18 protein-coding genes are annotated in these 13,391 nt (G+C 56.7%); 5 read left to right on the top strand and 13 right to left on the bottom strand.

What is annotated here, in order from left to right:
• Positions 1-2: 2 nt before the first annotated feature.
• From KUD11_RS14605 to KUD11_RS14580, 6 genes are all read right to left on the bottom strand, one after another.
• Complete coding sequence (locus KUD11_RS14605; protein ID WP_109384021.1) at positions 3-272, bottom strand: VirB3 family type IV secretion system protein; 270 nt, start codon at positions 270-272, stop codon at positions 3-5.
• On the bottom strand, positions 272-604 hold the full coding sequence (locus KUD11_RS14600) for a TrbC/VirB2 family protein (protein ID WP_109384022.1): 333 nt from the start codon (positions 602-604) through the stop codon (positions 272-274). The genes KUD11_RS14605 and KUD11_RS14600 overlap by 1 nt, the downstream gene beginning before the upstream one ends.
• Positions 604-1,536: a P-type conjugative transfer ATPase TrbB gene (gene trbB, locus KUD11_RS14595; protein WP_450103356.1), complete on the bottom strand. Its 933-nt coding sequence runs from the start codon at positions 1,534-1,536 to the stop codon at positions 604-606. The genes KUD11_RS14600 and trbB overlap by 1 nt, the downstream gene beginning before the upstream one ends.
• A 338-nt stretch (positions 1,537-1,874) precedes the next feature.
• A complete protein-coding gene (locus KUD11_RS14590; protein WP_181375234.1) occupies positions 1,875-2,381 on the bottom strand; it encodes a methyltransferase family protein in 507 nt (168 codons plus the stop codon).
• Between the two features lie 41 nt (positions 2,382-2,422).
• The gene (locus KUD11_RS14585; protein WP_109384024.1) at positions 2,423-3,058 is read right to left on the bottom strand and encodes a cation transporter; all 636 of its coding nucleotides are present in this window, start codon (positions 3,056-3,058) and stop codon (positions 2,423-2,425) included.
• Positions 3,058-3,828: a transglutaminase-like domain-containing protein gene (locus KUD11_RS14580; RefSeq protein ID WP_109384025.1), complete on the bottom strand. Its 771-nt coding sequence runs from the start codon at positions 3,826-3,828 to the stop codon at positions 3,058-3,060. Before KUD11_RS14580 ends, KUD11_RS14585 begins: the two co-directional genes overlap by 1 nt.
• A 70-nt stretch (positions 3,829-3,898) precedes the next feature.
• On the opposite strand from KUD11_RS14580, the gene KUD11_RS14575 reads away from it, so the two are divergent.
• Entirely contained in the window at positions 3,899-4,315 is a 417-nt protein-coding gene (locus KUD11_RS14575; RefSeq protein ID WP_109384026.1) for a MerR family transcriptional regulator, read from the top strand.
• Positions 4,316-4,439: 124 nt separating this feature from the next.
• Here KUD11_RS14575 and KUD11_RS14570 read toward each other — a convergent pair whose 3' ends face one another.
• The 3 genes from KUD11_RS14570 to KUD11_RS14560 form a co-directional block, all read right to left on the bottom strand.
• The gene (locus KUD11_RS14570; protein WP_109384027.1) at positions 4,440-5,054 is read right to left on the bottom strand and encodes a transmembrane anchor protein; all 615 of its coding nucleotides are present in this window, start codon (positions 5,052-5,054) and stop codon (positions 4,440-4,442) included.
• 15 nt (positions 5,055-5,069) lie between these two features.
• Entirely contained in the window at positions 5,070-5,723 is a 654-nt protein-coding gene (locus KUD11_RS14565; RefSeq protein ID WP_450103306.1) for a HupE/UreJ family protein, read from the bottom strand.
• Positions 5,724-5,861: 138 nt separating this feature from the next.
• Positions 5,862-6,221 carry a hypothetical protein gene (locus tag KUD11_RS14560; RefSeq protein ID WP_146190810.1) on the bottom strand — a complete coding sequence of 120 codons (360 nt, stop codon included), beginning with the start codon at positions 6,219-6,221 and terminating at the stop codon, positions 5,862-5,864.
• Between the two features lie 63 nt (positions 6,222-6,284).
• Here KUD11_RS14560 and KUD11_RS14555 point away from each other — a divergent pair, with 63 nt between their 5' ends.
• Both KUD11_RS14555 and KUD11_RS14550 read left to right on the top strand, forming a co-directional pair.
• Positions 6,285-6,563: a metal-sensing transcriptional repressor gene (locus tag KUD11_RS14555; protein WP_109384030.1), complete on the top strand. Its 279-nt coding sequence runs from the start codon at positions 6,285-6,287 to the stop codon at positions 6,561-6,563.
• Between the two features lie 9 nt (positions 6,564-6,572).
• On the top strand, positions 6,573-7,892 hold the full coding sequence (locus KUD11_RS14550) for an MFS transporter (RefSeq protein WP_109384031.1): 1,320 nt from the start codon (positions 6,573-6,575) through the stop codon (positions 7,890-7,892).
• Positions 7,893-7,956: 64 nt separating this feature from the next.
• Here KUD11_RS14550 and KUD11_RS14545 read toward each other — a convergent pair whose 3' ends face one another.
• Positions 7,957-8,517: a hypothetical protein gene (locus KUD11_RS14545; RefSeq protein ID WP_146190811.1), complete on the bottom strand. Its 561-nt coding sequence runs from the start codon at positions 8,515-8,517 to the stop codon at positions 7,957-7,959.
• A 54-nt stretch (positions 8,518-8,571) separates the two neighbouring features.
• Here KUD11_RS14545 and KUD11_RS14540 point away from each other — a divergent pair, with 54 nt between their 5' ends.
• On the top strand, positions 8,572-9,189 hold the full coding sequence (locus KUD11_RS14540) for a Crp/Fnr family transcriptional regulator (RefSeq protein ID WP_109384033.1): 618 nt from the start codon (positions 8,572-8,574) through the stop codon (positions 9,187-9,189).
• Positions 9,190-9,229: 40 nt separating this feature from the next.
• Here KUD11_RS14540 and KUD11_RS14535 read toward each other — a convergent pair whose 3' ends face one another.
• Genes KUD11_RS14535 through KUD11_RS14525 form a run of 3 tightly spaced genes read right to left on the bottom strand, consistent with a single transcriptional unit; the run spans position 9,230 to position 12,650 of the window.
• Positions 9,230-9,694, bottom strand: coding sequence for a c-type cytochrome (locus KUD11_RS14535; protein WP_109384034.1), 465 nt, complete (start codon positions 9,692-9,694; stop codon positions 9,230-9,232).
• Entirely contained in the window at positions 9,691-12,138 is a 2,448-nt protein-coding gene (locus tag KUD11_RS14530) for a heavy metal translocating P-type ATPase (protein ID WP_109384035.1), read from the bottom strand. Before KUD11_RS14530 ends, KUD11_RS14535 begins: the two co-directional genes overlap by 4 nt.
• A gap of 59 nt (positions 12,139-12,197) precedes the next feature.
• Positions 12,198-12,650, bottom strand: a complete 453-nt coding sequence (locus KUD11_RS14525; protein ID WP_224380270.1) for a DUF305 domain-containing protein — start codon at positions 12,648-12,650, stop codon at positions 12,198-12,200.
• 256 nt (positions 12,651-12,906) lie between these two features.
• On the opposite strand from KUD11_RS14525, the gene KUD11_RS14520 reads away from it, so the two are divergent.
• Entirely contained in the window at positions 12,907-13,314 is a 408-nt protein-coding gene (locus KUD11_RS14520) for a hypothetical protein (RefSeq protein ID WP_146190812.1), read from the top strand.
• The last annotated feature ends 77 nt before the right edge of the window (positions 13,315-13,391 follow it).

Below are 13,391 nucleotides of genomic sequence, written 5' to 3'. Positions count from 1 at the left end.
CATCATACCCCAAGGTGGCCGGGGATGCGCAGATGACGGCGCACCACATCGACAAAAAGTGGATCACGTTTCGCCGCCCAGACAGCCGCAAGATGACCAGCGATCCAGATCAGCAACCCTACCAGCCAAAGCTGCAAGCCAAGCCCGATGGCGGCGGCAAACGTGCCATTGAGAATGGCAATGGAGCGTGGGGCGCCTGCAAGCAGGATCGGTTCGGTCAGCGCCAGATGGACCGGGATGACGAAGCCGGGGATCATATCTGGATGATGCATCAGATCACCGCCCCGCCACCAAAGGAGAAGAACGAAAGAAAGAAGCTCGATGCCGCAAAGGCAATCGAGATGCCGAAGACGATCTGGATCAGCCGTCGCGCGCCCCCGGAACTGTCGCCAAAGGCCAGGGTCAGGCCGGTAATGATGATAATCATTACGGCGATGATCTTGGCGACCGGGCCTTCGATGGATTCCAGAATTGCCTGCAGCGGTGCTTCCCAAGGCATCGAGGAGCCTGCTGCCCGCGCAGGGGAGGCTAATGTCAGTGAGACGAAGGCAGAAATGCAGAGTGCATTGACCGCCCGGAAGATGGGTTTTCCATGGACGAACATCAAGAGGATCCTTTGTTGGTGTCGGTTGCGGGGGAAAGACGGTAATCGCCGGTCGCATCGAGGCCTTCGACGTGCGCCAGTTCAGAGAGACGGCGTGCGAGACCGCGTCGCGACAAGACGGCGACGAGGTCGATAGTCTCGGCGATTAAGGCGCGCGGGACAGTGACGACGGCTTCTTGAATGAGCTGCTCCATTCGACACAGGGCACCAAGAGCGGTCCCGGCATGGATTGTGCCGATGCCGCCGGGATGACCTGTGCCCCAGGCTTTTAGGAGATCGAGCGCCTCTGGACCGCGCACTTCACCGATGGGAATGCGGTCAGGCCGCAGACGCAATGAAGAGCGGACTAGATCAGAGAGCGAGGCGACATTGTCCTTGGTGCGCAGGGCCACCAGGTTCGGGGCCGCACACTGCAACTCCCGTGTGTCCTCGATCAGAACGACACGGTCTTCGGTTTTGGCAACTTCCGCCAAAAGAGCGTTTGTGAGTGTGGTCTTGCCGGTGGAGGTGCCGCCGGCGACGAGGATGTTGCAACGGTCGGCGACTGCAACGCGGAGCGTTTCTGACTGTGCTTTAGTCATTATGTGGGCTGCCACATAATCTCCAAGCGTGAAGACTGCCACGGCAGGCTTGCGAATTGCGAATGTGGGTGCGGCAACTACTGGTGGAAGTAGCCCTTCGAACCGTTCTCCGGTTTCGGGTAGCTCTGCGGAGACGCGCGGCGCGCCCGCATGGACTTCGATGCTGACATGATGGGCGACCAAGCGGATGATGCGCTCGCCATCCGCATGGGAAACGCAGTGATCGGTCGGGCAAAGACCTTCGGACAGACGGTCAATCCAGAGCCGTCCATCAGGATTGAGCATGACTTCGACGACTTGCGCATCGTCTAGATATCCGGCGATGGCCGAGCCAAGCGCGGTGCGCAACATGCGAGAACCGCGTGAAACTGCTTGGGAGTATCGATGTTGTGCCGTCATGTGCATCCCCGCGCGATGGGACGTCGGTGGACGGCCCTAGATTGGGGACAATTAGAGAAACCTGAAATGATCGCCCGGCAATAGCGTCAAGGGAGTAGAAGTACGCTAGCGTAGAAAGACAGGGACGCGGCGAGGTCGCTCAAGAGAAACTAACGCACCGTTTCTTTGTTGAGGGACAGGTTTTTAGTGGGCAGTCGTTTGCGATCCTTGCGGCGAATGACCGATTTGAGCCCAGAAGCACCAATGCTGCACGATACACGAGTGTCCGCTTTGCAGGTTTTGGCCCCACCTCAGAGGAAACGCCGCACTCGCTTTGAGTAGTCTTCGAATGCGGTGCCGTATTGGTCTTTGAGCCAAGGCTCCTCAGAAAATGGGGCGGCAATAAGCACAACTATTCCAGCCAGTCCGACAACCATGGCCCAAGGCGCTGCTGACAGGATCATCCAACCAATGACGATGCAAATATCAGCTATAAACTGCGGGTTCCGCGAGTAGCGATACATGCCCTCGGTGCGCAGGGTGCCCTTGGCTCCACCCGTCTGCGGCACTCCAAAATGTGAGACTTCCATCCATACGACGACGTTGCCGATCAGGATGAGTGGCAGGCCGACGCCAAACCGCAACCAACTCGGTATGGCCAGATCAGCCCAGCCCCAGACACCAAGCAGGATGAGAACCCCGAACAGCGTGAATGTTGGTACCCAAACAAGGAAAGGCGTAAGCCTAGTGTAGCGTTTTGGCGGCCATATGCGCCGATCAGGAAAGGCAATCGACCAGAGGATTGCTGCAAGGGTCATAGCGGCAACCACCAGACCCAAAGTAACTAGAAAACCCTGCATCATGCCTCTGCGTGTTTGCGGTCGACTATTTCCCGCCGCTCTGCGAGGGCTTGCCGCACGATCTGGAAAGCGGACGACAGGAACAGCCCAGCCATGATTGTTGCAACGATCAGGTCAGGCCAGCCTGTTGCTGTACCCCAGACGCCCAAGGCTGCGAAAATGACGGCGACGTTGCCGATGGCGTCATTGCGCGAACAGAGCCAGACGGACCGCACGTTGGCATCCCCGTCCTTATAACGCACCAGTAAGAAAACGCTGGCAAGGTTGGTGAGCAAAGCCAGAAAGCCAACAACACCCATAATCTCGGCTGTGGGAACCCCGACATAAAACACGCGGTAGACAGTCGATCCGAAGACCCAAAGCCCCATCAACATGAGGCTGAAACCCTTGAACAGCGCGGCATTGGTGCGGGCGCGAAGTGACGCCCCGATGACGGCCAGAGAGATACCGTAGGTCATTGCGTCACCCGCGAAGTCGAGAGCATCGGCTTGCAACGCTTGCGATTTGGCAATGTGACCGGCCGTCATTTCCACCGCGAACATTGTCGCATTGAGGGCAATGACGATCCAGAGACGTCGTTTGTAGTCATCTGATACGCCGTCAAACTTGGCGTCGTGTCCGCAGCAACCGGCCATTAGATTGCCTCCTTCGTTTTGAAATCCGATTGAGTTGGCACGAGGCTTGCCTCGCCACCGGGAATGCTCGGCACATGACCTCTCCGCAACTTCTTGACGCGGTGGTTCATCCAGTGGCGAACTATGAGGCGATAGAGAAGACCCTTGATGCCGGTCAACTGACGGTGGGATGCATAAAATGTATCGGGATCGTCGAACGTGCCAAAGTCGTGGTTGATACCAGTCTTCTGAATGTAAGTGCTGGCCCCGCGCCATTCGACTTGCGGATTTTGCAGGCAATCCGTGCCCGCACCATAGGCGCACAAGGATTGACGCTGCGGGAAAGCATCTTGCAAGGCGGCGAGGACGGCTGCATCCAGAATGAAGCCCTCGAGGTTCAACCACTGCCCGCCATGATAGATTTCGACCCATGAATGGATGATGTTACGAGGAGCAAGCGGATAGACAAGCTCTGGCACGACCCCACGCTGCAATCGCTTGTCGATGGTGAAACCATGGAAGCGGCACGGTACACCAAGGGCGCGCAGGAGCGCCATGAGCAGCGTCCCCTTCGTATTGCACTGCCCATAGCCGTCAGCCAGCACCTTGGAGGCTGGCAACGCATCATCAGAATTGTAGCCGAACAGAATTTCGTTGCGGACAAAGTCATACGGAGCGCCAATCCGGTCGGTTTGTGAAAGGGACAGCCAGTCACGGTCAGCAATTAGGCGCTGAATGGGTGTCGCGTCGAAGTCCAGAAAGGGTGTCGGGGACAGGTATTGGTCGGTCATGGTGGCCTCTTGAGTCTGTGTCCCACCCTATCTACACTCTCTAGTGACTAGAGGTTCAAGAGGTTTCTTCATGTTTTCTATCGGCGAGCTTTCAAAGCGCACCAAGGTCAAGGTCCCTACCATCCGGTACTACGAGGAAATGGGCCTTTTAGCGGAGGCCGAGCGTACAAGTGGTAACCAAAGACGCTATGACAAAACCGGATTGGAACGGCTGAGTTTCATCCGCCATGCGCGCGATCTGGGGTTTTCGATTGAAGCCATTTCATCGCTTATTGAACTACAGGAGCATCCAGACCGATCGTGCGTTGCGGCGACAGACATTGCTGTTTCGCAGCTTGCGGACGTGCGTCAGAAAATCAAACGGCTCAAGCTATTGGAAAAGGAACTGACCCGAATCTCCAAGGGTTGCGATGGGCATGGCATATCCGAAGATTGTTATGTGCTCGCAGCTTTGGCCGATCATGAGCTTTGTAGCAGGGAGCACTGACAGCGATAGGAGACATTCCAAATCGCAACGGCAACGGCGGCGTCGTCCTGCGCCTTTCCATTTAAAGTCCGGTGTAGCGAACAGCCCACCCGCACATCCCTGAGCGGGTGGCCGGTTTCTTGCATCACTCGCTACGAACGATCTCGCTGTAGTCGCCACGCAATTGCAGGATCACTGTGATGTCAGCATCATCACGGTTTCGCCAGAACCAGCCGTGATCCCCCGCGAAGGGGGTCTGAAAACTGCCGTCACCAGATGTTTGGCCGCGACCTCTGTCGTAGGTCACTTCCTCACCATCTGCATGAGCGTGAAGATCGAAGTTGATCCGCCCGCCTCTAGCGACCCACGCGTAGTTCATAGTGGCACCTTCCTCCATCGTGGCCTTGATTTCGGTGGATGCGCCGGGCGCGAGGGTAAATGTGATCTCGTCCTGCCAGGCCTCTTGTGCGTGTGCTGCCCCGACGAATAGGCCGAAGATATCATTCATCAGAGATGAGCTGTCATCGTTGCCATGAAGCGCTTCGTCCGCCGCCGCTTCGGCGGCAAGCTGCTGCTTGATTTCGCCCATTTCCGTCAGGCCAAGGATGCTCCCTACGCCTGTGGGGTCGGTGCCGTATTCGGCGGGCAGGTAAACCATAACGCCTATGGCAACTGCCATCAGGCTGGCAATGATCGTGGACCGGCGCAGTTGGGTGGGGGTCGGCAGGTCTTCGATGTTAGGTTTCGGTGCGTTGTTCATTGTTCTTTCCAATCTCTATGTGCTGGCGATATAGCCTGCGATCTGCTGGTAGGTGAGCAGAAGGCCAAGGCCGACCACGATGATGTTCGCGACAGAAGCCTGACGCATGAAGTTGGGGGTGCGACGCCAATACCCCATTACGATGAGGATCACGAAAAGCGCCAGAAGCTGACCCACCTCGACGCCCACGTTGAAGGCCAGAAGGTTCGCGAGCAGCCCGTCTTCGGACAATTGATAATCCAGGATTTTTGACGCAAGGCCGGTGCCATGGAACAGACCGAAGATCAGGGTTGCGGCCTTGGTGTTTGGCTGAAACCCGAGCCATTTCTGATAGAGGCCAAGGTTGTCGAGGGCCTTGTAGACGACCGACAGGCCGATGATGGCATCGATGATATACGCGTTGATGCCCCAGCCAAACCAGACGCCCGCAATCATGGTGACGGAGTGGCCGACCGCAAAAATGCTGACATAAATCGCCACGTCTTTCATGTGGTATAGGAAGAAGACGACGCCGAGCAGGAACAGGATATGGTCATATCCCGTAATCATGTGCTTTGCGCCCAGATAGATGAACGAGATGATATGAACCCCGAAAATCTCCTGAATGTAGCCCGCGTCACCGGGGGTCACGGCATGGGCGTAAGCCGAGGTCGCGAATGCGATCAGCACCAAGAGGCTGGTTGTGAAGACGATCAGGGACTGCCGCAAAATATGCGACGGGTGCCCTGACCGATAAGATCGGTTGAGTATCATTTTGATTTTCCGTTTATTGAGTGTGATGGAAGACAGCGCCAGAAAGGCGCGACTTCACACTCGTGGCGGTCGATCCAGATCGTAGGCACTGCGGTCGGACGCTGCGGTTTCTGTCAGCGACCAGTTGGCGCTAGAAGCTGCAATGAAGCCCAAGCCGCGTTTGGGGGATAGATAGGCGGTGTTGTGGTCGTGGTCAGCCATTTCGTGTGCATGGCCTTGGAAAATATGCAGAATATCCACGATATCATCATGGGAATGGCCATGGTCTTCGATCTCGGCCTGATGCTCGGCCAGGAGTTCTGCGATCTCGGCAAATTCATGCAGCTCGCTCTGCGCATAAGGCGACAGCATGATCCCGACCGCCAAAGCGATGATCATTGCATAGCGCAGGACTGAGTTCACCTGTCGTTTCATGTGCCCGTTTCTGCAGGTCTTGGCCCGCTTGCTCTATCCCCCCAGGGGGGATACCGTCTGTTTATGACAAAACACACGCCCCATGCAACCCACCCCGATATCATCAAGCGGCTGAAACGTGCCAACGGCCATCTTCTCAGCGTGATCGAGATGATCGAGGCGGAGCGCCCGTGCACCGAAATCGCGCAGCAACTCCATGCTGTCGAAAAGGCCATCACGCAGGCCAAACGCACCCTGATTCAAGATCATATCGACCATTGCCTTGATGCTGCCATGGCCGGTGCGGGCAGCGATGGAGCGCCTGCAACCGCGGAGTTCAAGGTGATCACCAAGTACCTATGAGGAAGGCCCATGCTCTCTGTCCTGGCTGATCGCACTTACCGGCATCTCTTCCTTGCACAGATCGTGGCCCTGCTTGGGACAGGTCTTGCAACAATCGCTCTGGGGCTTTTGGCCTATGATCTGTCAGGCGAACGTGCCGGGCTGGTGCTGGGCACGATCTTCACCATAAAAATGGTGGCGTATGTCGGAATTGCGCCCATCGCTGGGGCCTTCGCCAATCGGTGGCCGCGCCGCACGATGCTGGTCAGCCTCGACTTGGTGCGCGCCGCTGTGGCGCTGTGCCTGCCATTCGTAACCGAGGTTTGGCAGGCCTACATCCTGATCTTCGTGCTGCAATCCGCATCTGCCGCGTTCACGCCGACGTTTCAGGCGACCATCCCCGACATCCTACCAGAGGAAGACCGGTATACTCGGGCTCTGTCGCTCTCACGGCTGGCCTACGACCTTGAGAACATCATCAGCCCGATGTTAGCCGCAATCCTGCTGACCTTCGTAAGCTATCATGCGTTGTTCTTCGGCACCGTGATCGGATTCGTTGGCTCGGCTTTTCTGGTCGTGTCGGTTCCGCTGCCCAGCCCGCAACCAACCGCACATCGGGGCATCTATGATCGCACCACGCGCGGGATGCGGATATACCTCGCCACACCGCGCCTGCGCGGGCTGTTGTCGCTCAACCTCGCAGCGGCAGCAGCGGGTGCTATGGTGTTGGTGAACACGGTGGTGCTGGTCCGCGCCAATCTGGGGCTTGGGGATGCGCAAGTCGCCATTGCCCTTGGTGCATTCGGTGGCGGGTCAATGCTGGCCGCCCTTTTGCTTCCCCGACTTCTGGACAACTTCCCCGACCGCCCGGTGATGATCGGCGGTGCGGCAGTGCTGGTTATCTCGCTGCTCAGTCTGTCGCTGATCTCACTGATCTACGACACGCAGTGGCTCCCACTGCTTGCGGGATGGTTCGTTATAGGGATCGGCTATTCTGTCGTGCTGACCCCATCAGGGCGGCTACTCAAACGATCCGCGCACGCTGAAGACAGACCCGCCGTCTACGCTGCTCAGTTTGCTTTATCACACGCCTGCTGGCTGGTGACATACCCGCTCGCAGGCTGGCTGCTTACCATCACGGGACCCACAACGGCCTTTGCATTCTTGGCATTGCTCGCAGCCATTGGGATAATTTGTGGGGTCTTACTTTGGGCGCGTGACGATACTGGAACTTTCGAACATGTTCATGATGATCTTCCAGAAGATCACCCGCATGTTCGCGGTGGCCGATCACACAGCCACCCAATTGTTATTGATGATTATCATCAGCATTGGCCGAGCATACGATAAGCACACCGTAGCCTTTGATAGAGATATGGATCAGCTTTAGTGGTGTGGTCGAAGCGGTCACTCGCTAATGAGTCGAAACACCCTTTGCGATAGCGATATGGTGTTCTCTGTGATGATCCCCAGTCGCCATCAGACCAAAAAAACCAAGTGACCTAATTTGAAAGACATCGCCGTCTTCAGGGTCGATCACGGTCCAAGTGATCAATCCTTCGTTGGAAACGACAGTCGATGACCAACCGGTTTCACTAGCAAGCACGGGACCATGCGCGGGGACCATGCGGGATGCGGCTTCCCCCGGACGGCCCGACTGCGATATTGTCATTCGAAGGCCATTCTGTATCTCTTCCGTTTCAACGCTCGCGCCCAGAATTAGCTGGGTCATGTCGACCAAGTGAACGCGCAAGGCGTCGATATCAACTCGCTCCCAATCGGTGTCCGGGTCTTGCGCCAAAATTTTCACGATCTCGGCAATTGCGGCAAAAGAGGCGTCACCGGGTTCAATTGGCATGGTCGTGATCGAATTCATGCTGCCATGATTTTGATGATCACTGTGCTGAGCTGACGTCGTACTCGCCGTCGCAAGCGTCCAAGTCAGGATAAGGCAAGGGAGATAAAGAACTTTCACAGGAGTTTCCTTTTTGGCTGGTATGATAGGTAGCATCGAGCGCTCTATGCGAATATGATCATGGTCATGCCGTTTCTCGATTTCTTTGCTGAGCTGAACTACAATTGCGCGCCGGCCAAGGTGAGGCGGGTCATTCTGAACGGCGGTGAAGTCCTGTTTCGCCAAGGAGAAACGCCCCCCGGTTTCATGAAGGTGCATGAAGGACGGATTGATCTGGTCAGGTGCTCCGAGACGGGGCGTTCGATACGCATTCACGCGGCAGGGCAGGGCGAAACCTTCGCTGAAGCATCCCTTTTTGCTGAATCCTGCCATTGCGACGCTGTGGCATCTACACCTGCCGCGATCGATATATTGCCACGGAAGGCGGTTCTGGATGCCTTGGCGACATCCCCTGACCTCGCACAGCGTTTTGCTATGTATCTGTCTAGGTCGCTGATGCAGTCCCGACGCTTGCTCGAACTGAGGGCAACCAAGCCTTTGACCGAGGGCATTATCGCGAGGCTCATCGAGGTGGTGGATGAGAACGATGATTTGCCGGAAGACGTTCCGCTTCTTTCATTGGCGCAGGATCTGGATGTGACTGCACCCGCACTTTACAGGGCAATCGCCAAACTTGAGAAACAAGGGAGGGTGATCAGGCCGGCACGCGGGCGTGTGCGCCTCGTCTCATAGCAGCTTAGTCTTGCAATACGATCGTGGCGGTCAACGCACGTCAATTGCTTTGGCTGTCCTGCGCGGTGACTTGCGCTTGGTGATCGCGCTCGCGATCGGGCCATTGGGTACTGATCCATGCCAGCACGTCTCGAAGCTCATCTTCTGAGTACATTTCGCCAAAACCAGGCATGTTGCTTTCATATCCATTTCCGACCACGGCTGCAGTGCCCAAAGCGGTGATTTGAAGCAGCAATCGATCTGGATGGTGCCATGTGTGGCCGGTTTCGTCATGCGGCGGTGCGGGTAGACGTCCATCTGGTCCCGGGGATTTCCAATTCGGTTGCCCTTCTAGATTTGCGCCATGACATGAAGCACATGCCTCCGCATAGACCGCTTCACCGCGCGCAAGGTTCGGCAGATAGTCTTCACCGATGACAGAGGTCTTCGGACCTGCGTCAAAGAAAAAGAATGCAACCATACCCACCAGTGCAGTCGTGATTCCGATTGAGACGACCAGCTTCATAACTTGATACCCCGCAGTCTCAGCGAGTTGCCAATCACGGATACCGACGACAGGCTCATTGCCGCCGCAGCAATCATGGGTGACAGAAGCACGCCAAAAACTGGGAACAGGATGCCCGCTGCAATCGGGACGCCCGCCGTGTTGTAGATGAAAGCGAAAAACAGGTTCTGGCGGATATTGCGCATCGTGGCTTGCGCCAGAACCCGCGCACGCACGATGCCGCCGAGGTTGCCCTTCAGCAGGGTGACGCCAGCGCTCTCCACCGCAACATCCGCGCCTGTGCCCATTGCGATGCCGACATCCGCCGCCGCAAGGGCGGGCGCGTCGTTCACGCCGTCGCCAGCCATAGCGACCGAATATCCCTTCGCTTTCAGTTCCGCGATCAGATCCGCCTTGTCTTCGGGCGAGACCTCGGCATGCACTTCATCGATCGAGAGGTCTCGGGCGACGGCGTCTGCGGTGCCTTGACTGTCTCCTGTCGCCATGATGATCTTGAGACCGGCTGCATGCAGATCACGAATGGCCGCAGGTGTCGTGTCTTTGATCCGGTCGGCAACTGCGACAATCCCGGCAAGTTTATCGTCTGCAGCCAAGAGCATGGCGGTTTTTCCGCTGTTCTGGAACGCGGCCAGTTGATCTTTGACAGCAGAAATGTCGACGCCGAGGCCTTGCATCAGTGCCGTGTTGCCAAGGGCGACTTCGGTTTCGTCAATTCTGCCGCGGACACCTTTGCCAGTGACCGCACTGAAATCCGCTAGGTCCAGCTTCCCGGCCCCGCGCTCCCCGGCACCTTTCAGGATAGCCTCGGCAAGAGGGTGCTCTGAGCCGCGTTCAAGAGCTGCCGCATACCCCAAAACCTCTTCCTCTGTCTTATCGCCCAAGGCGACAACATCCGTCAGAGTCGGCCTTCCTTCCGTCAACGTGCCTGTCTTGTCGAGCACGAGAACATCCACCTTTGCAAATCGTTCCAGCGCCTCTGCGTCTCGGATCAGGACACCTGCCTGAGCGCCCCGTCCAGTTGCCACCATAATCGACATCGGTGTGGCTAGCCCGAGGGCACAGGGGCAAGCGATGATCAGAACGCTGACGGCAGCCACAACCGCATAGCCGAGTGCTGGTGTTGGGCCGAAGACCATCCAGACAACGAAAGCCAGCACTGCAATACCGATGACGATCGGCACGAAGTAGCCTGCCACCCGGTCTGCCATCGCCTGGATTGGCGCGCGCGAACGCTGAGCACTCGCAACCATTGCAACGATCCTTGAAAGTACCGTATCGCTGCCCACGGCCTCCGCTGTCATCACGAACGAACCGGTCTTGTTGAGAGTGCCGCCCGTGACCGCGTCTCCCGCAGCCTTCTCGACCGGGACAGGTTCCCCGGTGAGCATGCTTTCATCTACTGATGATCGGCCTTCGTATACAATTCCATCCACGGGCACAGCTTCACCGGGCCGCACCCGTAGCTTGTCGCCTGTGACCACGTCATCAAGTGCTACATCTTCGTCGCCAGCATCCGTTACGCGTCGCGCCGTCTTGGGAGCCAAATCCATGAGTGCGCGGATCGCGTCACCGGTCCGTTCTCTGGCCGTCAGCTCCATCACCTGCCCGACCAAGACAAGGATAAGGATCACGGCCGCAGCCTCGAAGTAGAGTGGCGGACCGTGATCGCCCAATAGATTGGCAGGGAAAATACCCGGTGCGAGGAGAGAAACGAGGCTGAAGGCATAGGCGGCACCCGTGCCAATCGCGATCAGCGTCCACATGTTGAGATTGCCGGTCACGATCGACGACCAGCCACGCTTGAAGAATGGGAGCGCGATCCAGAGGACAACCGGTGAAGCGAGCAGGAACTGAAGCCAGCGGACGGTTTCAGCGCCGAACCACCCAGCCCACGGAATGCCGATCATCCCGCCCATTTCAAGCGCCAGGACGGCCAGCGCCAATGGTCCTCCGATCCAGAGCCTGCGTCGAAAGTCGACCAATTCGGGGTTTGGTCCTGCATCAGCTGTGGGCATCATCGGCTCGAGTGCCATGCCGCATATCGGACAGTCACCCGGGCCTTCCTGAACTATCTGAGGGTCCATCGGGCAGGTGTACATGGTGCCTTCCGGCATCGGTTCACTCTCAGCACGATCCCCCAGATAGTCGTTGGGAGCTTCATCAAATTTGTGCTGGCAGCGTCCCGAGCAGAAGTAGAAACGTTCACCTTCATGTTTTGACAGAAACTGTGCTGTCGCCCGCGTGACGGTCATCCCACAAACGGGATCGGTCGCCTCGATATACGCCTCGGGATCTTTTACGAACTTGTCCCTGCATCCGTCGTGGCAAAAATGATAGACATGCCCATCATGCTCCAATCGCGGTTTGCCCGCGTCGGGATCGACTGTCATTCCGCACACGGGATCGCGCGTGATGATTTTCTCTGCGAGTGCTGTCTCCGACATTCTCAGGTCCTCCATGGGCGCAACATAGTCCTTCCAGTGACTGGAAGGTCAAGGCCGCCTCATCGCCCATCTATTTCCGGCGTCGCGGGTGGACCTCCCTGAAGGTCAGCGATCAAGGCATTCATTTCCGCAATCTCGAGGCGTTGCGCTTCAATGATGTCTTGGGCAAGTCGCTGCACCCGTGGGTCAGAGATTTCCGCGCGCTCACTGGTCAAGATCGCAATGGAGTGGTGCGGAATCATCGCCCGCATCCAAGACACATCTTGAACGGTTGTTTGTGATCGCAGCAGGTAGAGCGATACGGCAAAGATAGCGACGCTTGATGCTATTATGGCATAGTTGAATGCCTGTTTTTTGTACATGCCCCACATAAAGAGAAGCATTATGACAGCCATTACGGCGCCCATGTAAAGCGCCATATACGTCCGTGTTTCGCTGAACTGGATGTGTCCCAACGCATATGTATTCAGATACATTAACCCGAACATTACGACCGTCGATGTGACGATCATTGTTAGAAATCGCGAGTAACTCATTGTCATTCTCCAAATTGCAGCCTTTGAAAACAAACAACATTCCTACGGTGGAAGGTTCCAAACAAAAAAGGAAAACGATGATAAGTTGGATACGGCAGACCTTGAAAGCGTTTCGTGTGAACGATCAATCAGCTTTTATTTGCAAGGCCTTGGCGTTCGCAGATCTTCGCTGATCAGCCCGTTCACGCTGATCTGACTTGCATTTCGGTCGTGAACACTGGAAGAACGCTGCATGACATGGCTGAATGAAAGATTCGGGATCGGGTCGGTTTTGCGACCGATGGGGCTTTTGCTCCTGATACTGGCATTCGTTTTTCAGCTCATATCGCCTTCTGCACATGCCGCTGCCTCTATGTTCGATAGTCAGGCGCACCACCAAGTCATGTCGGGTGCAGAGAGTGACTGTCCGATGCACCTGGCAAAGATGGCGAACACTGCCGAAACCGCCCAAGAAAATGGTGTGTCACAGGAGAAGTGCGCGCACTGCGTGCTTTCAACATGCTGCTTTCACATGACGTTCCCGTCATCGGAAATCCTCGCGGCGGGCATGCTTTTGCCCGATGCCACATTGCTGGATCGCGGCAGGCTTATGACTTCCGGCGTCAGCTCCTCAAAAGATCGACCCCCAAGAAACCTCTGATTGATTTCCGAACCGTGGCCGCATCCTGCGACTGCGCGACTGCAATTTATTAGAAACAGTTCCGTTGTCGGAACTGG

This window comes from Roseovarius carneus, assembly GCF_020141465.1.
GTDB classification, from domain to species: Bacteria; Pseudomonadota; Alphaproteobacteria; order Rhodobacterales; family Rhodobacteraceae; genus Roseovarius; species Roseovarius carneus.
Note: the sequence above shows the minus strand (reverse complement) of the source record. Positions and strands in the feature narration are given on the sequence as shown.

What these genes read in the sequence shown, in the direction of transcription:
- KUD11_RS14605 (WP_109384021.1), bottom strand. Translation starts at nt 272, where the DNA reads ATGCATCATCCAGATATGATCCCCGGCTTCGTCATCCCGGTCCATCTG.
- KUD11_RS14600 (WP_109384022.1), bottom strand. Translation starts at nt 604, where the DNA reads ATGTTCGTCCATGGAAAACCCATCTTCCGGGCGGTCAATGCACTCTGC.
- trbB (WP_450103356.1), bottom strand. Translation starts at nt 1,536, where the DNA reads ATGTTGCGCACCGCGCTTGGCTCGGCCATCGCCGGATATCTAGACGAT.
- KUD11_RS14590 (WP_181375234.1), bottom strand. Translation starts at nt 2,381, where the DNA reads ATGACCCTTGCAGCAATCCTCTGGTCGATTGCCTTTCCTGATCGGCGC.
- KUD11_RS14585 (WP_109384024.1), bottom strand. Translation starts at nt 3,058, where the DNA reads ATGGCCGGTTGCTGCGGACACGACGCCAAGTTTGACGGCGTATCAGAT.
- KUD11_RS14580 (WP_109384025.1), bottom strand. Translation starts at nt 3,828, where the DNA reads ATGACCGACCAATACCTGTCCCCGACACCCTTTCTGGACTTCGACGCG.
- KUD11_RS14575 (WP_109384026.1), top strand. Translation starts at nt 3,899, where the DNA reads ATGTTTTCTATCGGCGAGCTTTCAAAGCGCACCAAGGTCAAGGTCCCT.
- KUD11_RS14570 (WP_109384027.1), bottom strand. Translation starts at nt 5,054, where the DNA reads ATGAACAACGCACCGAAACCTAACATCGAAGACCTGCCGACCCCCACC.
- KUD11_RS14560 (WP_146190810.1), bottom strand. Translation starts at nt 6,221, where the DNA reads ATGAAACGACAGGTGAACTCAGTCCTGCGCTATGCAATGATCATCGCT.
- KUD11_RS14555 (WP_109384030.1), top strand. Translation starts at nt 6,285, where the DNA reads ATGACAAAACACACGCCCCATGCAACCCACCCCGATATCATCAAGCGG.
- KUD11_RS14550 (WP_109384031.1), top strand. Translation starts at nt 6,573, where the DNA reads ATGCTCTCTGTCCTGGCTGATCGCACTTACCGGCATCTCTTCCTTGCA.
- KUD11_RS14540 (WP_109384033.1), top strand. Translation starts at nt 8,572, where the DNA reads ATGATCATGGTCATGCCGTTTCTCGATTTCTTTGCTGAGCTGAACTAC.
- KUD11_RS14535 (WP_109384034.1), bottom strand. Translation starts at nt 9,694, where the DNA reads ATGAAGCTGGTCGTCTCAATCGGAATCACGACTGCACTGGTGGGTATG.
- KUD11_RS14530 (WP_109384035.1), bottom strand. Translation starts at nt 12,138, where the DNA reads ATGTCGGAGACAGCACTCGCAGAGAAAATCATCACGCGCGATCCCGTG.
- KUD11_RS14525 (WP_224380270.1), bottom strand. Translation starts at nt 12,650, where the DNA reads ATGATCGTCACATCGACGGTCGTAATGTTCGGGTTAATGTATCTGAAT.
- KUD11_RS14520 (WP_146190812.1), top strand. Translation starts at nt 12,907, where the DNA reads ATGACATGGCTGAATGAAAGATTCGGGATCGGGTCGGTTTTGCGACCG.